General features: G+C 45.1%; 18 protein-coding genes. 3 read left to right on the top strand and 15 right to left on the bottom strand.

The features are described 5' to 3' along the window. Nucleotides 1-89: 89 nt before the first annotated feature. Nucleotides 90-1,238, top strand: a complete 1,149-nt coding sequence (gene dnaN, locus H6F92_RS13620; RefSeq protein WP_190358324.1) for a DNA polymerase III subunit beta — start codon at nucleotides 90-92, stop codon at nucleotides 1,236-1,238. Nucleotides 1,239-1,606: 368 nt separating this feature from the next. On the opposite strand, the gene H6F92_RS13615 is transcribed toward dnaN, so the two are convergent. From H6F92_RS13615 to H6F92_RS13550, 14 genes are all read right to left on the bottom strand, one after another. After that, entirely contained in the window at nucleotides 1,607-1,891 is a 285-nt protein-coding gene (locus tag H6F92_RS13615; RefSeq protein ID WP_002764782.1) for a hypothetical protein, read from the bottom strand. A gap of 83 nt (nucleotides 1,892-1,974) precedes the next feature. After that, nucleotides 1,975-2,271, bottom strand: coding sequence for a DUF4164 family protein (locus H6F92_RS13610; RefSeq protein ID WP_002751121.1), 297 nt, complete (start codon nucleotides 2,269-2,271; stop codon nucleotides 1,975-1,977). Nucleotides 2,272-2,357: 86 nt separating this feature from the next. Continuing rightward, nucleotides 2,358-2,657, bottom strand: coding sequence for a hypothetical protein (locus H6F92_RS13605; protein WP_061431759.1), 300 nt, complete (start codon nucleotides 2,655-2,657; stop codon nucleotides 2,358-2,360). 67 nt (nucleotides 2,658-2,724) lie between these two features. Further along, the gene (locus tag H6F92_RS13600; protein WP_190358322.1) at nucleotides 2,725-3,789 is read right to left on the bottom strand and encodes a glycosyltransferase family 4 protein; all 1,065 of its coding nucleotides are present in this window, start codon (nucleotides 3,787-3,789) and stop codon (nucleotides 2,725-2,727) included. Between the two features lie 78 nt (nucleotides 3,790-3,867). After that, entirely contained in the window at nucleotides 3,868-5,151 is a 1,284-nt protein-coding gene (glyA, locus tag H6F92_RS13595; protein ID WP_002797075.1) for a serine hydroxymethyltransferase, read from the bottom strand. Nucleotides 5,152-5,595: 444 nt separating this feature from the next. Then, on the bottom strand, nucleotides 5,596-8,652 hold the full coding sequence (ppc, locus tag H6F92_RS13590; protein ID WP_190358320.1) for a phosphoenolpyruvate carboxylase: 3,057 nt from the start codon (nucleotides 8,650-8,652) through the stop codon (nucleotides 5,596-5,598). A 277-nt stretch (nucleotides 8,653-8,929) separates the two neighbouring features. Then, nucleotides 8,930-9,118, bottom strand: a complete 189-nt coding sequence (locus H6F92_RS13585; RefSeq protein ID WP_190358318.1) for a hypothetical protein — start codon at nucleotides 9,116-9,118, stop codon at nucleotides 8,930-8,932. Further along, nucleotides 9,115-9,402: a cell division topological specificity factor MinE gene (minE, locus tag H6F92_RS13580; protein ID WP_190358315.1), complete on the bottom strand. Its 288-nt coding sequence runs from the start codon at nucleotides 9,400-9,402 to the stop codon at nucleotides 9,115-9,117. Before minE ends, H6F92_RS13585 begins: the two co-directional genes overlap by 4 nt. Nucleotides 9,403-9,431: 29 nt before the next feature. Next, entirely contained in the window at nucleotides 9,432-10,232 is an 801-nt protein-coding gene (gene minD / locus H6F92_RS13575) for a septum site-determining protein MinD (protein ID WP_190358313.1), read from the bottom strand. Between the two features lie 250 nt (nucleotides 10,233-10,482). After that, nucleotides 10,483-11,310, bottom strand: coding sequence for a septum site-determining protein MinC (gene minC, locus H6F92_RS13570; RefSeq protein ID WP_190358311.1), 828 nt, complete (start codon nucleotides 11,308-11,310; stop codon nucleotides 10,483-10,485). Between the two features lie 176 nt (nucleotides 11,311-11,486). Further along, nucleotides 11,487-12,395, bottom strand: a complete 909-nt coding sequence (locus tag H6F92_RS13565) for a LysM peptidoglycan-binding domain-containing M23 family metallopeptidase (RefSeq protein WP_190358309.1) — start codon at nucleotides 12,393-12,395, stop codon at nucleotides 11,487-11,489. A gap of 20 nt (nucleotides 12,396-12,415) precedes the next feature. Next, nucleotides 12,416-13,714, bottom strand: a complete 1,299-nt coding sequence (locus H6F92_RS13560; RefSeq protein WP_190358307.1) for a homoserine dehydrogenase — start codon at nucleotides 13,712-13,714, stop codon at nucleotides 12,416-12,418. A gap of 141 nt (nucleotides 13,715-13,855) precedes the next feature. Next, on the bottom strand, nucleotides 13,856-15,211 hold the full coding sequence (locus H6F92_RS13555; protein ID WP_190358305.1) for a (Fe-S)-binding protein: 1,356 nt from the start codon (nucleotides 15,209-15,211) through the stop codon (nucleotides 13,856-13,858). Nucleotides 15,212-15,220: 9 nt separating this feature from the next. After that, nucleotides 15,221-16,507, bottom strand: a complete 1,287-nt coding sequence (locus H6F92_RS13550; RefSeq protein ID WP_190358303.1) for an FAD-binding oxidoreductase — start codon at nucleotides 16,505-16,507, stop codon at nucleotides 15,221-15,223. 361 nt (nucleotides 16,508-16,868) lie between these two features. Between H6F92_RS13550 and H6F92_RS13545 the strand changes: the two genes are divergently transcribed. Then, complete coding sequence (locus H6F92_RS13545; protein WP_190358302.1) at nucleotides 16,869-18,056, top strand: aspartate aminotransferase; 1,188 nt, start codon at nucleotides 16,869-16,871, stop codon at nucleotides 18,054-18,056. A gap of 93 nt (nucleotides 18,057-18,149) precedes the next feature. Beyond that, complete coding sequence (gene radC / locus H6F92_RS13540) at nucleotides 18,150-18,881, top strand: RadC family protein (RefSeq protein WP_002767813.1); 732 nt, start codon at nucleotides 18,150-18,152, stop codon at nucleotides 18,879-18,881. Between the two features lie 84 nt (nucleotides 18,882-18,965). Here radC and H6F92_RS13535 read toward each other — a convergent pair whose 3' ends face one another. Beyond that, nucleotides 18,966-19,256: a DUF4164 family protein gene (locus H6F92_RS13535; protein ID WP_072927055.1), complete on the bottom strand. Its 291-nt coding sequence runs from the start codon at nucleotides 19,254-19,256 to the stop codon at nucleotides 18,966-18,968. Between the last annotated feature and the right edge of the window lie 434 nt (nucleotides 19,257-19,690).

The raw sequence follows: 19,690 nt of genomic DNA, 5'->3' as shown, positions 1-19,690 counted from the left end.
GCGATCAAAAAAAGCTCCGGTTTTCCACAGATTTTCCACAGGGGAATTCTTGCTATTATTTCTTAGCGTACAAAAAAACTATTCCTGCTATGAAATTTACCAGTAGTCAAAGCGAACTCAACAGCAATTTATCCCTAGTTAGTCGGGCCGTTGCCAGTCGTCCTACCCATCCGGTTTTGGGCAATGTTCTCTTTTGTGCCGATGAGGAAAAGGGCGAAATTAGCCTGACTGCTTTTGATTTGAGTTTAGGGATTCGCACCAGTTTTCGGGCTGAGGTGGTGGAAGGGGGTAAGATTACCCTGCCGGCAAAATTACTTAACGATATTGTCTCTCGTTTGGGAGAAGGGGAAATCACCATCTCTGTGGAAGAAAACGAGAATGATGAGGAGCATAGTCTCGCTTTCCTGAAAACTGCCTCGGCACAGTTCCAAATTCGCGGCATGAAGGCCGATGAGTTCCCAGAATTGCCCACGGTGGCTGATGGAGAAATTGTTAATTTACCTATAGTTGCCTTGACAGAAGGGCTAAAAGGTGCTTTGTTTGCCGCTAGTGGCGATGAAACTAAACAGGTGTTGACGGGGGTACATTTAACTAAAACCGTCGATTGTCTAGAATTTGCCGCTACAGACGGTCATCGTTTAGCGGTGGTACAAACTCCCCTAGAGGAGGTGGAAAGTGCCTCTGGTGGCTTTAATGTCACCATTCCGGCCCGGGCCCTGCGAGAATTGGAAAGAATGATGGCAACAAAACAAAATATCGAGACTATTACTCTGCATGTGGATGATTCTCAAGTCATCTTTGAAATGGGGGAACAGAGGTTAACCAGTCGTAAGTTAGAAGGGGCCTATCCCACTTATAATCAGTTAATTCCTAAATCCTTCGAGCGTTCTTTGGTTTTAGACCGCAAACAGTTAATCCGTTGTTTGGAATTAGTAGCGGTTTTATCGGACCAAAAGAATAATTTAGTTAAGTTTAGTCTCGATAGCGAAAATGACCGTTTATCCCTAGCGGTGGAATCTCCCGATTTAGGTAGCGCCAAAGAGTCCATGGCGGCGGAAATTCAGGGAGAAAGTGGCGATATTGCCTTTAATGTTAAATATTTGATGGACGGTTTGAAGGCTTTACCCAATAATGATATCCAAATGCAGTTAAATGCTAATACCCAGCCGGTTATTTTTACTCCCTTGGGAGGTTTAAAGATGACCTATTTGGTGATGCCGGTACAAATTCGTCAGTAATTCTGACTTAATCGAGACCATGGGATGTGTTTTTAACCTATCCCAAGGCCTTGATTGTGTTGACTCAATCTTATTTTCTAGCCAAAGGATTGGGTTTATTCTCTCTATTTTGGCGATATACTTTAAAATATTCTTTGGCTAGGTCAACTAGAATCGGACAACGAAATTGAGGAAGAAAATTTTAGATTTATCTCACGTCCGTCACAGCCCAGCTATGCAGCAATTGTTAGCATCGGACAACCAGAAGTTTGGCAATTAGCTGAACTTTATTATCCCTGTCAGGACGGCTTACAGGCAATAAGTTACGGTTTCGTTAGACATTTTGGTAAACTGCTACTTTTGCTTATTTTATCTCTAAAGGACAACTTTTAGGGATTAGGGAAAAAGACGATTTTTCCCAGAATGCCTAGTATTCCTGTCACCAAAATTCCGACAATGCCAAGAAACCCATTAGTGGTAATATTCACCCTTGCATTCAGGTCGTCAATACGCTTTTCTATTTCCATAACTTTAGAATCTAGGGCTTTAATATCCCCTCTTATTTCTGATTGTCCTATCTCTAGCTTATTAACATCTCTTTGTAAAGAGTCGATTTTTCCCTCAATCCTTGTCAGGACTGCTTCTAGGGAATAAGTTACGGTTTCGTTAGACATTGTGCTAAACTGCTACTTTTGCTGATTTTTTCTCTAATCGACAAGGCATCAAAATTGCCGATATGCAAGACTAAGGATAACTTTTAGGGATTAGGAAAAAAGACGATTTTTCCCAGAATGCCTAGTATTCCTGTCACCAAAATTCCGACAATGCCAAGAAATCCATTAGTGGTAATATTCACCCTTGCATTCAGGTCGTCAATACGCTTTTCTATTTCCATAACTTTAGAATCTAGGGCTTTAATATCCCCTCTTATTTCTGATTGTCCTATCTCTAGCTTAGTTAGACGCTCATTAACATCTCTTTGTAAAGAGTCGATTTTTCCCTCAATCCTTGTCAGGACAGTTTCAAGGGAATAAGTTACGGTTTCGTTAGACATTGTGCTAAACTCCTACTTTTGATAACTTTAATTAGGGCTTGCTGAAAAAATAAGATAGGAAAAATTTATGATGCTAAGGGCAACTTCTAGGGGTTGCCAATAAACCCAAAAAGTTTAGCTGCTCCTCCTAAAATAGCAACAACAAGGGCGATCAAAATGCCTCGATTAGTAAACTCTTGATAGGCAACTTTAGCGGTCAATCCGTCAATTTTTGTGCTTAGTCGCTCATCTAAAGCTTTAATTTCTCCTTTAAGTTCTGCCTGTCCGATTTCTAATTTTGTCAGACGTTGATCGATTCTATCAGCTTTGTGGTTGACTTCCTTGATGCTGTCTTTGATTTCCTTGAGGACGGTTTCAAGGGAATAAGTTACGGTTTCGTTAGACATTTGCTAAACTCCCAGAGTTATGCTGCCGCTATCTTAATTATTAATCTTTTTTCTAGTTTAAGATGGCTTACGGTTCACCGCCACGATTGCGCCAGACTTGCCAACCGACGTAACCGAGGAGGAGAGTCGCACCAAAGGCAAAACCCCAACCACTGGGAACATTGGAGAAACCGAGGGCCAAACTGCCCACCCAGAGAGTTAGGGCGTAGATAAATAAAACTGTCAGACGGTGAGAGATACCAGCTTTGAGTAAACGATGGTGTAAATGACGTTTATCAGCCACAAAAGGGGATTTTCCGCGTTTGAGACGGGAAATAATTACCGTGGACATATCGAGGAGAGGAACTGCAAGGATGAGATAGGGTAATAGGACGGCGGTAACGGCAACAGTAGTCACAGCAGTGGTTTTAGCCAATCCAATCACCGCCACACCCGCCAGGGTAAAACCCATAAAATAGGCCCCACCATCCCCCATAAAAATTTGGGCGGGGTTAAAATTGTAACGCAGAAAACCCAAGGCCCCACCCGCTAAAGCGGCGGCGATAATAGCGGCGGCCGGTTGTCCCATCACCAAAGTTACAATCAAAATCACCACGGCAGATATACCCGAAACCCCCGCCGCTAATCCATCTAAACCGTCAATCCAATTAATCGCGTTAGCCATCCCCACTAACCAGAGGAGAGTAATCGGTAAACTTAGCCAATGAATTTGTAATAAATCGCCGAAGGGAATAGAGAGGAAATCGATCCTCACCCCAGCTTGCCAAGCTAGAAAAGCGACGCTAAACTGCATTACCAGACGATTGAGGGGCGAAAGATTAAAAAGATCATCCGCTAGACCGATGAGAAAAAAGCCCAAACCGCCTAGGGTTACGCCCCACACTTCCCATTCTCGATCGCTGTTTAAACCGGCAAACCCTCCCAACCACCAAACGATCAGGAGGGCAGTTAAAGCGCCGATAAAGATCGAAACTCCCCCCAGTCGAACCATAGGCTTTTCATGGACTTTCCTTTCGTTGGGTTTATCGACGTAACCGCTTTTCAGTCCGACGGTTCTGACGAGGGGGGTACTCCAAAGTACCACGGTATGGGCGATCAGAAAGGCAATTAGATAGTATAAATCTCCGGACATGGGAATTGGGGGGCGATTTAATTCACAATTGGCAACTGACAGGCAATCACCAATTATGAATTTTTATTATCTCTCGTTTTAGGCCAAGGCGGGGACGGAAATATGGAGATGGGGATAGAGGGGGAAGCTTTCACAGAGTTTGGCTACCCGTTGACGGCAAGCAGTTCTCAGGGCTTCATCACCGGGATTAAGGAGAATATCGGCGATAATGTTGCCAATCTCGATAAATTCCGTTTCTCCTAGTCCTCTGGTGGTCATAGCTGGGGAACCCAAGCGCAGACCACTGGTAACAAAGGGAGACTCGGGATCGAAGGGAACAGTGTTTTTATTAGCGGTAATATTGATGGTACTCACCAAGCGATCAGCCTCTTTTCCAGTCATGCCCACGGATCTCAAATCGAGTAACATCAAGTGATTATCCGTACCATCAGTGACAATTTTAATCCCTCTAGCCTTCAACTGACCGGCCAAAGCTTGGGCATTAGCGATTACTTGGCCCGAATAGATTTTAAACTCCGGTTTCAGGGCCTCCCCAAAAGCCACTGCTTTCGCCGCGACCACGTGTTCTAGGGGGCCGCCTTGGGTACCGGGGAAGACGGATTTATCGAATTTTTTGCCTAATTCCTCGTCTTTGGTCATAATTAACCCCCCCCTAGGACCGCGCAGGGTTTTGTGAGTGGTGGTAGTGACCACATCACAGTGGGGTAGGGGGTTAGGATGATGACCGGTGGCCACTAAACCGGCAATATGGGCAATATCTGCCATCAGGTAGGCCCCCACTTCGTCAGCGATGGCGCGGAATTTCTCGAAATCAATCTGGCGCGAGTAGGCAGAATAACCGCAGATAATTAGTTTGGGTTTTTCCTTGCGGGCGATGTCAAGGATGAGATCGTAGTCCAGGCGTTCGCTTTCGGGACTTACTCCGTACTGTACTACTCGGAACCATTTCCCAGAAACGTTAACGGGGGAACCGTGGGTAAGATGACCCCCGTGGGAGAGATCCATACCCATGATCGTATCGCCGGGCTGCAAGAGGGTCAGGAAAACGGCGAAATTAGCTTGGGCGCCGGAGTGGGGTTGTACGTTAGCGTGGTTTGCCCCAAATAGTCGTTTAACCCGATCGATCGCTAATTGTTCCGCTTCGTCAATGTATTCGCAACCGCCATAGTAGCGTTTTTTGGGCAGTCCTTCCGCGTATTTGTTGGTTAAAACCGAACCCTGGGCGGCCATGACGGCAGCGGAGGTAAAGTTTTCACTAGCGATTAATTCTAGGTGATCTCTTTGACGTTGCAGTTCTTTTTGCAGAATCCCTGCGATCGCTGGATCCGTCAGGGATAGTATATCTAAGTTCGTATCAGTCACGGTTACTCGATCCTTTCTTTAACAATTTACCTGTAATCATTGGGTCACTTTCTCCATTTTGGCACAATCTCTAATCTTCCGACACACCAGTGAGCTTAATTGCTTCTCTTCGGGGTCGAGCATCAATTGTCAACTGTTAGCGGTAAAATCTTCATTTTTAGTCAATAAGTGATCGTAATATTAGCCAATAGAACCCCCAAAAGCTGGGATTGAGTGATAAAATCGGAAGTAATACTAAATCTGGTTATTAAAGACTGATTATTTATTCCCCTTTTTGCATGAGTGCATGAGTAGAAAACGGGTTTCTCGGAGAAACCCGTTTTCTGGGCGTTACTCAACGGATTTAGTATTAGTAGAAGTTCTACAAAAAGTTGACAAATCCCAAAAATAGGGGGGATTACCTTCAAGACAATCCCCCCGAAAACTACCATTAATTATCTGTAATCAACCGGTATTTCTCATCCCTGCGGCAATACCATTAATCGTCATTAAAGCACCCCTTAATAACTCCTCTTTAGAATAGCGGAAATGAATCACACCGGATTGAGCTTGACTATTGTATTGACGTAAACGCTTCAGGAGAGACACCTGTAGAAAACCGAGGGGAACGATCGAACCGTTGCGTAACTGCACCGAGCGCTGTAAATTGGGATCATTATCTAATAAATGTTTCTCGCCGGTGATCTGGAGAACAATCTCGCTAGTGCGATTATATTCCTCTTTGATCCTTTCAAACAGACGTTGAAAACGTTCTCGATCTTCCTGTTTAGAAAGTTCACTGACGTAGTGATAGGCCATCTGTAGATCCACCTTCGATAAAGTCATTTCTGCCTTAGAAATCACCATCTGGAAGAAAGGCCACTTGTGATAAAAATGGCGTAACAATTCCAAATTTCTGCTAGGAGAATCATCGAGAAACATCTGTAAAGCTGTCCCTAAACCATACCAAGCCGGTAAAAGAAAACGGGTTTGAGTCCAACTAAACACCCAGGGAATTGCCCGCAGGGTACTTAAATCCTGTTGACCACTTTTCCGGCGGGCCGGTCGGGAACTAATCTGTAAAAGACTAATTTCAGGAATGGGAGTTACGGACAGAAAGAAGTCTAAAAAGTCCGGTTCTTCATAAATCAAACTGCGATAGGTTTGCCGTGAACAGGTGGCCAAGTCCTCCATGATGCGATTCCAGGGTTCGAGATCATCAAAACCACTGCCCAGTAAACTTGCTTGTATAACTGCCGTTACGGCGGTTTCGAGGTTATACAAGGCCAATTCCGGTAAAGAGTATTTCGAGGCTAAAACCTCGCCTTGTTCGGTGATTTTAATGCGACCGTTAATAGTTCCCCGGGGTTGGGCGAGGATAGCGGCGTAGGCTGGACCCCCGCCGCGACCGACGGAACCGCCCCGGCCATGAAAAAGACGTAGATCCACGCCGTATTGTTTAGCAGTTTTTTGTAAAGCCTTCTGGGCCTTATGAATTTCCCAATTACTGCTTAAAAAGCCAGAATCCTTGTTACTATCGGAGTAACCCACCATAATCTCCTGTAAATTACTCGGTTCGAGGATGGCCGGTTCCGGGGTCACGTCCTCCCCGTTTAAAGCCCCTAAATGGTCGTAACCGCCGGCTAGAGCTGCCCGGTAGAGGGGCAATTCAAACAAAGTCTGCATGATGCCGGGGGCGTGTTTGAGGTCATCGACGGTTTCAAAGAGGGGAACAATGCGGAGGGAACTGCGGCTAGTGGCGGGGTCGTATAAACCGGCTTCTTGGGCTAATAACAGCACTTCTAGCACATCGCTGGCCTCGTTGGTCATGCTGATAATGTAGGTTTGGCAGATTTCCAGACCGAATTCCCCTTGCAGACTTCTTAAAACTCGCAGGGTTTCAATGGTTTCGCAGGTTCTTTCCGAAAAGGGCATTTCCCGGGGAATTAAAGGCCGACGGGTTTTTAATTCCTCCACTAACCAGGCGATTTTTTCTGATTCGGTTAATTTGCGGTAGGGTTTGGGTAAAACTCCGAGATAGGCGGCGATTTCTTCGATACATTCGGCGTGACGGGTGGATTCTTGCCGAAAATCTAACTGAGTCAGGACAAAGCCAAAAATCTCCACTTGGGCGATCAGTTGATCCAGTTCTTGACAGGAAAGACCGGTTTGCAAGAGACTGCGCTGTAATAGCTGTAATTCGGCTAAAAACTCGGAACCTGAGCGATAGATGTTGGTTTCGTTGAGTTTAGTTAATAATTGTCGTTCTTCCGGGTCATTGAGGCGATTATTGCGATCGCGGGTATTTTCCAGACGTTTTTGAATAAAGGCCAATTTGAGGCGATAGGGTTCCTGACGGTAGCGGATTGCTAACTGGCTATAGATTTCGGGCATTTGCTGTTTATCTCTGTCCAGGGAGTCCAGCAATTCCGGCAAGACGTGACACCAGTGCAGGGAGGCACTTAAAATACTGGTCAGGTCGCGAATAGCATCGAGATATTTTTTAATAACGAGATTGCGCTGATAACAGCAGGTTTTCCAGGTGACTTCGGGGGTAACGGAGGGATTGCCATCCCGATCTCCCCCGACCCAAGAACCGAAGCGACAGAAGTTATTTTTCGGCGCTTGTAAACGGGGAAAGGAGGATTGTAGGCTTTGCTGCAGACGCAGGGTTAACTGGGGTAGGGAATCAAAGAGAACTTCATCGAAGTAGTGCAGGGCATAATCCACTTCATCGACGACGGTGGGTTTAAATTGGTGTAGTTCATCTGTTCGCCACCAGAAACGTATTTCTTCTTTTAACTGTTTGGTGACTGTTTGTGCTTCTCTGGAGTTAGTTAACCCCATACTGCGAAAGATTTCTTCTGCTTGGTCGAGTTTTTCGAGAATGCCCGAGATGCGGCGCTGTTTAATGCGAATGGTGTGACGGACAATTTCTGTGGGGTGGGCCGTGAAAACCAGACGAATATCTAACTGATCGAGAAGACGCTGGATTTCTTGGGGAGGGACGTTAACCTGTTTAAGATAGGGAAATAACCAGTGAAATAGCCCCGATTTTGGGCCGGAGTGATCGGACTCGTTCAGGGTTTTTTCCAGCCAATCAGCCCCGACAATGGTGGCTAAAAGGCTTTTTTGCGTTGGGTCAGCCTTGGGACTTTCGTTTTCTTCCCCGATCACCGTCCGTCGCAGTAGTTGCTGATCCCTTTGTTCGTAGTGTTGTTCGATGATATTGATTAACTGGAAATAGAGGGCAAAAGCGCGGGTAACTTTGATCGCTTCCCCTAGTTCCAAGTCTTCGATCATTTTGGCGATCATTGCTTCGGGACTATCATCGGTCACTTGTCCTTCCTCAGAACAGAGATGGCGCAGTAATTCCAGTAAATCGACTAATTCTTGACCACATTCGGAGACTAAGACTTCTTTCCATAAATCTTCGATTAATTTCAGTCTTTGCTGCAGAAACAGGTTGGAAGTGCTGAAAATATCCGGTTCGGTTTCGGTTGAGGGGACAAGGACGCTCATAATTTCAGTAATCAGTAAACAGTAATCAGTAAACAGTAATCAGTAAACAGTAATCAGTGAAAATAGGGATTAACTGCCTTGAAATGAAAAACTCTATCAAACCAATAACTGATCACTGATCACTGATATATCGGGATTAGTTCTTTAGAGTTGGTCAAAAATGAGATTATATGCCAAAGAATCACATTTTTTTCTATTTTTAACAAAAATTTCACTATTATTGCCTCTTTTCAGAGGGCAAAAGGGTTTTCTTCCTGGGAGCTTTTTCCAGAAAAGATTATTGGTCACTGTTGACCGGCAACTGATCGGGAATATTGAGAAGGGGCAAGCGATCGCCGCGAAACAATTCCTCACTTTCCCGGCCCAATTCAATTAACCAATGATTGAGGGAACGCAAGGCCAGATAGGAGAGAAGAAAGGGACTGACCGCTAGACTAAGCCAAAGCTCGATCGGTTGAGTTTTCATGGCAATTTCTCGGTTAAAGGACGGCGTTTGATCCGACGAATCGGAAAATTAGCAATCAGGGCGGTAGTTCGTTGGTCACTTTCTAAGAGTAACTCGGTTTCCTCGGTGTCGATATCAAGATAACGACCGACCACTTCTAAGATTTCTTGACGCATCATACTAAGAAGTTCGGGACTAAGATCGGTGCGATCATGGGCCAGAATAAGTTTTAAGCGTTTTTTAGCTTGGTCGCCACTTTTGCCCGAACCGCGCCATGCTAGAAGTTTATCGATCAGGTCATTCATAGTAGGTTAAGGGGTTGAGATGAGAGAGTTTAAGGCCCAAACAAGCGACGACGCAGACGGGTAAGAAAACCTTCTTGACCGGCCATTAAATCTAGAAACGGCACATCGCGACCCTGTAAACGTTGGGCAATGTTTCTAAAGGCCATGGCAGGGGGAGAGGTCTTCTCCTCTAATACTAATGGTTCCCCTTTATTAGTGGAAATAATAATTCTTTGATCGTCGGGAATAATGCCTAAAAGGGGAATTACCAAGAGGTCGAGAATATCCTCGACGCTGATCATCTGGTTAAGTTGGATCATTTCCGGCCGCAGCCGGTTGACAATCAGACGGATACTTTTAATATCTTCGCTTTCTAGTAGTCCCACCACGCGATCGGCATCTCTCACTGCCGACATTTCTGGGGTAGTAACGATGATCGCTTCTTGGGCAGGGGCGATCGCATTGCGAAAACCCATTTCAATTCCTGCCGGACAATCAATCAATACATAGTCATAACTTTTTGACAATTGGGCGACTAAATCCTTCATTTGATCGGCAGTAATTGCCTCTTTGGTGCGATTTTGTGCTGCTGGTAATAGAACCAGATTTTCCTGTCTTTTATCCTTAACTAAAGCTTTATCAAGGCTACAATCTCCCGCCACCACATCGAGGGCAGTATAAACGATACGCTGTTCTAATCCTAACAATAAATCGAGATTTCTCAGTCCGAAATCGGCATCGACAAGGGCGACTCGACAGCCTAATTGAGATAAAGCTGAACCTAAGTTCGCCGTTACTGTCGTTTTACCGACTCCTCCCTTTCCTGATGTCACCACAATTACACGAGCCATAATTTATATCAGTTATCAGTTATCAGTTATCAGTTACCGGTTATCAGTTATCAGTTATCAGTTATCAGTTATCAGCTATCAGTTATCAGTTATCAGTTATCAGTTATCAGTTATCAGTTTTATAGAGTTTTTCGTTTCAACGCAGTTAATCGCTATTTTTACCAGTCACTGAATCACTGTTTACTGATCACTGTTTACTGATCACTGTTTACTGATCACTGGTCACTGCTCACTGTTGGCTGGTCACTGCTCACTTTTTTTCGACCCATCCCACTTGATCTTTAAAGGTGTAGGTTCTGGAAAAATTATAAGCCCCAATGATGCGGATTCCTCCTTCGCTGATACAGGCGATTTCCGGTTCTATGCGATCGCTATCTAAAGCCGGGGCCCGTGCCACTAATTCGGCGATCCTCAGTTGAGTTAAGTCGATTCGCAGGGCCATAATTAGCGCTGCTCGATCGCCGCGAAATCCGGCATGGGCCACACCGCGTAAACTCCCCCAAACTAATATATCGCCATCAGCGACGAGGGAGCCGCCGGGGTTGACATCGCCCATGATTATAACTGTACCGGGGTGACGGATTTCTACACCCGATCGCAGGGTGGTTTTTAAGTACAAAGGTTCGGCGAGGGGGGATTGCGGAGGTGGATCGTCTCCGAAAACAGGGGGATTCGAGCGCATTTGTTCGACATTGTAACCCATGGTTGCGGCTGCCACTGCGGTTTGTCTTCTTTGGGTTTGGATGGTGTGCAGGGGTAATTCAGCGCTGTCTAAAATTGTGGCGATCGCTTGTAGTTGGCGCGTATCCATCAGGCGATCGTTGGCCTGTAGGTGTACTGGTGTTCTAGCGGGGCAGTTTTGACCGCTATTACGGAGATAATATTTCAATCCTGTCAAGATATCTGTCCAATCCTGACTTGTCTCCCTGGCACTGGTTTTGGGCAAAATTAGCAGCAATTTCTCGCCCTCACTTTTTAGGTGGATTTGGGCGTATCTCGACCTTAGCGAGGCTGATGGCTCAATTTTTTCGGTTTCTAAGTCAATTTCTTGATTTAATTCGGGTTTAGTTTCATCCATAGAGATAATTTTTTACTTAAAAAAGACAAAGGGCAAAATAGCGATCAGTAAACCGACGGAAGCGGTAATCAGTGAAGTGCCTCATACCATTTTTCAAAAGTAATGGCAGAGATGGTGAATGCCTGCTACAAATCAAAATTCTCTCATTTCTGCTGGACTTATTGCCCTTAGTCGGATTACTTTTGACTTGATTGCGGGTGGATTTGGGGCAAATGCAAAGCGGGATCCTGCGCTGTCCAACCGACGGGAGTATCTAAGCGCACTTCAAAATGAAGATGGGGGGGAATAATATCCGGTTGTCCGGTGGTGCCAACCGCACCGATAACGTCTCCTGCTCGTACCCTTTGGTCAATTCTAACTGTAACCCTGCTTAAATGGGCATAACGGGTCTGCCGGCGACCTAAATGATTAATTACTACCAAATTACCATAGGCCCCCTCCTGACCCACATAAATCACTAGACCATCCTCGGCAGCCAAAACATTTGTACCAACATTTGCGAGAAGATCAATACCACTATGAAAGAGATTTTTCTGTTCCGTGGGGCTTTTTTGCCAACCGTAGGCTAATCCGACAGTGCTGGCAAAGGGTAAGGGATAAGAACTTAATCCAGTATAATCCGATCGCTTGCCCGTGGCTGACCAATTGGTGCCGGGGATAAAAACTATTGTCGGTCGGCGACCACAACCGTTAAGCTCAAATAGTATATCAGCACGAATACCATATGCTGCTTCTAAATCGCGCCAAGTGGAACCCTTGGGTGCTTCGATGCGAATGCCGTTCATCGGGGGAATGAAGATTTCTTTTCCCACGGGGGCCAAACCATTTTTAAGAATAGTCGGATTGAGTTTAATTATCGTTGCGGGGATGAGAGCGTATTTTTCGGCGATGGAGGCGATCGTTTCTCCCGCTTGGATTTTATGGCGTTGTAACCTTGATAAAATCGGCAGGGGACAAACATTATCAGACCCTTGGGCAAAAATTAATTTTTGATTTAAGCCCAAAAAACCTAGACAAAAAAACAAAATTGTGCTGGTTAAACTTAGCCAAATTTTCTCACTTCTGATTCTCCGACCCATGACCATAAAAAAAGTGATCTCTATAATTACAAAACCCGGAGAATACTAGGAATACTGTCAATAGCTTCTAAAGACTCTATGGCTGCTAAAGCGTTGCGGAAATTGCCCTCCCGTACATCGTGGGTGACAACGACAATTTCGGCTAAATCACCCCTAATCCCAATTTGTACCACGGATTCTAGACTAACCCCATGGTCGCCGAAAGCCATACCTAAATGACCGATTACCCCCGGCACATCGCGACAGAGAAAACGAGCATAAAAACGGGTCGATAAATCCTCCATCGGGGCGATTTGACAATAATGCTGATGAATACAGCTTAAAAGCGGGTCAAGTTCCTTGGTTTTGCCACTACTTTTTAAAATTCCGACGATATTCATCACATCCGATACTACCGCACTGGCCGTCGGTCCGCCACCGGCGCCGGGTCCGTAAAACATCACTTGTCCCAAGGGTTCCCCCTCGACCAGAATAGCGTTATAGACTCCGTTAGCATTAGCGAGGGGATGGGTTTTCGGTACTAGGGTCGGATGAACCCGCAACTCTAGAGTATCGGAATCCTCCTTAACCGTATCTTTTGCGATCGCTAATAATTTAATCACAAATCCCAGTCTATCAGCGTAGGCGATATCGACGGCACTAACTTGCCGGATACCTTCACAGTAAACATCTTCCCGTTTTACCCGACCTCCAAAACCCAGAGAGGCTAAAATGGCGATTTTATCGGCTGCGTCGAATCCATCCACGTCCGCAGTGGGATCCGCTTCTGCATAGCCTAATTCCTGAGCTTTAGCCAGAACTTCGCTAAAATCTGTCCCTTTTTGGCTCATTTCCGTGAGAATATAGTTAGTTGTGCCGTTGACAATTCCCATGATGCTGCTGATGCGATTAGCGCCGAGGGATTGTTTTAAGGGTTTAATGACGGGAATTCCACCACCCACGGCCGCTTCTAGAAGGACATAAACCCCCTTTTCGTTGGCCTTGGCGTAGATTTCATCGCCAAAACGGGCAATAACCGCTTTATTTGCCGTAACAACGTGCTTTCCCGATGCGATTGCCTTGAGAATTAAAGAGCGTGCTGGTTCCAAACCCCCCAATAATTCGACAATAATATCAATTTCGGGGTCAGTAACGATCGATTCTAGGTCAGTGGTCAACAGCTGGCGAGAAAGCTCGATTTCTCTCGGTTTATCTAGGGATCTAACTCCCACTCGTCCAATGGTAATCTCTTTGAGTACGGGATGACGACCAAAAGGATCAAGGAGGATTTTCGCTGTTCCCGTCCCCACAACCCCGAAACCGAGTAAACCAATCTTAAAGGTCACGCTTTTATCTCCTGCTAGTCCGACGCAAAAAATACTAATGGCCAAGCCGTCGCCATTGTCGATTCTATCATTACAGGGTCTTTGTCTGTGGGGTTTTCTTTTGCTTCCCTGACACCACTAACACAACTCAAATGGTGGGAGTTAGCCAATTTTCAGCCCGCGAATCGCATAATCTAATAATTCGATAGGATGAATAACGGGTGTATCTTTTCCCTGTAATTGTAGATGTTTTTTAATTTGTAGGGAACAACCCGGATTAGGAGAAGCAATCACCGCAGCCCCAGTATTTAATAAATTGCGTACTTTCTGCTGACCTAATTCATCGGCAGTATCTGGCTGTAGCATATTATAAACTCCAGCACTGCCACAACACAAGGCCGCATCGATAGGTTCTTTTAAGTTAATATTGGGGATTTTTTGCAATAATTGCCGTGGCTGCACCGAGATTTTTTGTCCGTGTAAAAGATGACAGGCATCTTGATAAACTAGGGTTAATTCTGTCTCGGTAATCGGCGATAAATCAGCAGTTAACCCCACTGCTGCCAAAAATTCTTGGGCATCGCGTACTTTAGCCACAAACTCCTTAGCCTTATCTTTGTATTCAGGATCATCGGCTAAAATATGATGATATTCCTTGAGAGTATGACCACAACCCGCCGCATTGATAATAATATAATCAACCTCGTTTGCTGCGAAACTATCGATCATTTGTCTGGCTAAACTTTGTGCTTGTTTTTCCTGTCCTTGGTGTGCGGGTAAAGCGGCACAACAACCCTGGGTTTTTGGGATAACCACTTCACAACCATTGGCAGTTAAAACCCGCACTGTTGCTTCATTTACCGGCGAGAAAAAGAGGCGCTGCACACAACCTAAAACCACCCCCACCCGATAGCGTTTTTCAGTTTGGGAAGGAATAACATCGGGATAGTTTTTAAACAGAGAATTTAGGGTAATTTTTGGTAGAATTGATTCCATGGCCGCTAGACGGGGAAAGAGCATTTTTAAGATACCCGATTTCCTGACTAGGGTTTGTAATCCTAGGGTTTGATATAACCAGAGGAAGGGTAAAAATAATCTGAGACGGACGGGATAGGGAAAGAGATTAAAAATGAGAAAACGAATAATTTTATCTTTAAAACTGCGGGGTTGATTGCGTTCCACTTGCGGACGAACTGCGGCGATTAATTGATCGTATTGTACTCCCGATGGACAGGTACTAACACAGGCTAAACAACCTAAACAAGTATCAAAATGTTGGCTAGTGGTTTCGTCTAAAACTGCTTCCCCTTTATTGATGGCATTCATCAGATAAATTCTACCCCGAGGGGAGTCCATTTCTTTGCCAATAACTCGATAACTGGGACAGGTAGATAGACAAAAACCACAGTGAACACAACTATCGATTAATTCTTGAGCGGGGGGATTATTGGGGTCAAATCCTTGATTTTTTTGGTCGATTAATTCTTGAAAGTTAAGGGAAGATTCGGAGGTTTGCATAATTTTTAATTAGATTTTGTTAAGAAAGCGTTCAGGACTAAAAATACCGTGAGGATCGAATTTAGTTTTTAGGGTTTTCATCATGGTAATCGCATTACCTGTATAACCCCAAGGTTCAATTTTTTCTTTTAGCGATGGCGGCGCAGTTAACACCGTTAAATAACCCTGATGGGTGCTGCATAAAGAGCGAATTTTGTCAAGATTTTCCTCCGATTTTAAGATAACTTTACCCACCCCACTACTAATATTAATCGAGGCTAGTCCGTTAATTTGGTCGATCACTAGAGCTAAACTGCTGGGTAATAATCCTATTTTGCCGAAAAAATTGCCCTCTTGGTCATAATTATCGATTGTTTTTCGGTATCTTTGCCCTAGAGAAATTTCTTCCTCATCCCGATAATAATTAGTCTGACAATCTAACTGTTGTCCCAAATAACTCACCTGTTGCGATTGTTCACTAATACTTTCGGGAATGCTTTGAAAACGCAGCAGTAAAGCGACTTTTTCCCCTAATCCTAGTGCTTGCGTCATCCCTGGGTTTAAACATTCAGCCACGGTGGGAGTTAAGGCTGATTGCCGAATAACTTGACTCAATTTGCTAATATTTTCGCTATTTCCAGTGATGATCAGGGTTTCTGAGTTAGCGGTTTCGGGATACAGTCGCAGGGTAATCTGATCGATAATCCCTAAAGTGCCGTAGGAACCCGTAAATAGCTTCATCATGTCGTATCCCGCCACATTTTTGACCACACGCCCTCCAGCTTTAGCAATCTCGCCATCGTGACGGATAAAGGAGAATCCTAGGATCAGATCCCGGACTCCACCGTATCTTTGCCGCCATGTTCCCGCGTCGGCCGTGGCCATAATACCGCCAATCGTGGCATTATCGGCATAACTGGGATCAAGAGGAAGAAATTGACCGCTAGGAGCCAAAAAAGCCTGTAAATCCGCTAGTTTAAGCCCAGCTTCCACGGTTATAGTTAAATCTCCCCTAGCATGGTCAATAATCCGGTTGAGATTTTGGGTACTGACTAAAATATCGGGCGACTCGACTAATCCACCCCAATCTAATTTACTGCCTTGACCGTAGGCCAATAAAGACAGACGATTTTCGTTGGCAAAACGCACCAGAGAGGCTAAAGCGGCCGTATTAGCGGGATAGACTATAATTTCAGGACTTTTGCCCCTAATTGCCCTTGATAATCTTTCTTGTTCCTCTTTTGGCACTTGTGGCCAGGCAATAACCGTCGTGTCGGCGGGTAAAATAGAAGTTATCTGGGCAGCAATTGCAGTCATATTTTACAAAAGAATTGAGGAGTGAGGAGTGAGGACTTACCGGCCGCTAATGGCGAAAAATGGGGGTAATGCTGGGGCTAATCAGTAATTTTGGGCCTCTGTTAATCAGATTACCTTAGTTTGTCCCTCCATCTCTGGTGTCGGGCAATTCTAGGAATAAGCTAAGACGCATTTAAAGCGCCTATTCTTAAGATTAGCCCACCCCCCCAACCCCCCCGACGTCGGGGGGGCAAGGGGGGGTTGCCTCTTGCCTCTTGCATCATCTCAACAAGCAATTTAAATTACGAACAGCTTAACTGCTAAATTAGCCATACACTCGTGCCATAATGGTAGATTACCTCGATCAGTAAGCCAAGAAGTAATGAGTGTAAATTGGACGAATAGCCGCGCCAAGCGATTAAGTGCCTTACCCCCCTACGTTTTCGCCCGCTTGGATGAATTAAAAGCCTTAGCCCGCAAAGAAGGACTAGATTTAATCGATTTAGGTATGGGCAACCCGGACGGTCCTGCCCCGCGTCCAGTTATCGAAGCGGCCATTCAAGCTTTTGAAACCCCCCAATTTCACGGTTATCCCCCCTTTGAAGGAACCGCCAGTTTCCGAGAGGCGATCGCTAAATGGTATGATCGCTGTTATGGTGTGGAACTCAATCCCGATAACGAAGCTTTACCCCTGCTAGGTTCCAAAGAGGGCCTATCTCACCTGGCCCTAGCTTATGTTAACCCCGGCGATGTGGTCTTAGTTCCCAGTCCCGCCTATCCCGCCCATTTTCGCGGTCCTTTGATTGCCGGGGCGACGCTATACCCGATCATTTTAAAAGCGGAACAGGATTGGCTGATAGATATCGATTCTATCCCCGAAGATGTGGCTAAACAGGCGAAAATCCTCTATTTTAACTATCCCAGTAACCCCACCGCCGCCGTTGCCCCCCTGGAATTTTTTGAAAAAATCGTTGCTTGGGCCCAGCAATATGAGATTATGCTCGTCCATGATCTCTGTTATGCTGAATTAAGTTTTGATGGTTATCAGCCCACCAGTTTATTAGAAATTCCGGGGGCAAAAGAGATTAGTGTGGAATTTCATACCCTCTCGAAAACCTATAATATGGCCGGGTGGCGCGTCGGTTTTGTCGTGGGCAATTCCGATATTATTCAAGGGTTACGCACCCTGAAAACCAATCTCGATTATGGCATCTTTTCCGTCATCCAAAAGGCGGCCGAAACCGCCCTACAACTGCCGGATGAATACGTCAAACAAGTACAGGAAAGATACCGACAGCGACGAGATTTTTTAATCAAAGGTTTGGGGCAATTAGGTTGGGATATTCCCCCCTCTAAGGCGACAATGTATCTCTGGGTTCCCTGTAGCGTCGGCATGACTTCCACGGATTTCGCCCTTACTGTTTTGCAAAAAACTGGTGTCGTTGTCACTCCGGGCAATGCTTTTGGAGAGGGAGGGGAAGGTTATGTGCGCGTCAGTTTAATCGCCGATATGCCGCGATTAGGGGAAGCTTTACAGCGCCTCGAAGATGCGGGAATTCGCTATCATTAAGGATAATTTTTCCCCTTGATTTACCCGCAAAATCCCTCTAGGCACTGGCTAAAATTGTATGATGGAATTTTATCGCGGTAGCTTGCCACTTCCATGACCTACAGCTTAAGAATTGCCGATATTCCCGTCAGTGAAAGACCAAGGGAACGTTTAATCAGTGTCGGGGCGAAAAACCTCAGTAACGCCGAATTATTAGCGATTTTACTAGCTACAGGTCAGGGTAAGGGGAAACTCTCCGCGGTGGGTTTAGGACAGCATATTCTCAACGAATTGAGTAAATATCGCCGGGATCCTTTGGACGTTTTGAGGGATATTCACCCCCAAGAATTAACCGCTATTCATGGCATTGGACCGGCTAAGGCCACTACTATTCTAGCGGCGATCGAATTGGGAAAACGAGCTTTTCAACGACGACCGACGGAAAAAATGGTCATCGATAGTCCCGATACCGCTGCCGCTATCCTTGGCCACGAACTAATGTATCAGTCTCAGGAACGTTTCGCAGTTATTTTACTCGATGTCAAAAATCAGTTAATCGCACTAAAAGTGATTACTATCGGCACAGCCACGGAAACACTGGTACATCCGCGAGAAATCTTTCGAGAAGTAGTTAAACAATCAGCTACTAAGTTAATTATCGCCCATAATCACCCCACTGGGTCACTTGCGCCTAGTCAAGACGATATTTTACTCACAGAACAATTATTACAGGGAGCTACCTATCTAGCCATTCCTCTCCTAGATCATTTGATCCTCGGTAATGGCAACTTCCAAAGTCTTCGCCAAATCACAGATCTTTGGGAAAAATATCCCCAAGAAGATTGACAGAAAAGACACTCGATCTTTGTAGTTTAATTTTTTAGCCGTTTCAATTGGGCGTTAATTTCCTCAAACATAATGCGATCGCTGTCAAGGATTGGGGAGAAAACCAAAAATTTTGGCCGCTCCTCCTAAAATGGCAACAACCAAAGCTATCAGAATCCCCCGATTGGTAAATTCCTGATCAGCGACTCTTGCAGTTAACCCTTTAATTTCTGCGGTTAGTCGCTCATCTAAAGCTTTAATGTCCCCTCTTAATTCTGATTGTCCTATCTCTAGCTTGTTTAAACGCTCGTTGACATCTCTTTGTAAAAAGTCGATTTTCCCCTCAATCCTTGTCAAGACAGCCTCAAGGGAATAAGTGACCGTTTCGTTAGACATTTTGCTAAACTCCTAATTAATTAGGGCTTGCTGAATAAATGTGAAATGTAGGCAAGGTAAGAGTTTTGTGGCTTTTCTTGCGAAACAGGTGCAAGATTTTGAGATAATCGTGCTTCAAAACCTGGCATCTTGAGCGGCGATTGCGTCCTGTAGGGGCGAAGCATTCGGGTAATAACCTATCGGTGAAACCGTAGATTTTCTATCCGAATGCTTCGCCCGTACTTTTTCAGCAAACCCTAATTAAGCAATCTCAATTAATTGTTAGATAGTGGCGCAGACTTCTGATTCTTTGTATTTTATCTTTAATTGTAACCAGCTACTTAGTCGATGAGTCGATCATAGGTGCTGCGTTACGACGGATTGTCACCTTCGAGTCAAAGCAGCAATTTTGGCCGTCTCGCGCACCCTTTCCTCCCCACTTCCCAATTCATAAT

This window comes from Microcystis wesenbergii FACHB-1317 (assembly GCF_014696875.1).
GTDB lineage: Bacteria > Cyanobacteriota > Cyanobacteriia > Cyanobacteriales > Microcystaceae > Microcystis > Microcystis wesenbergii_A.
The sequence above is the reverse complement of the archived record's forward strand: the minus strand, read 5'-3'. Positions and strand labels throughout refer to the sequence as shown.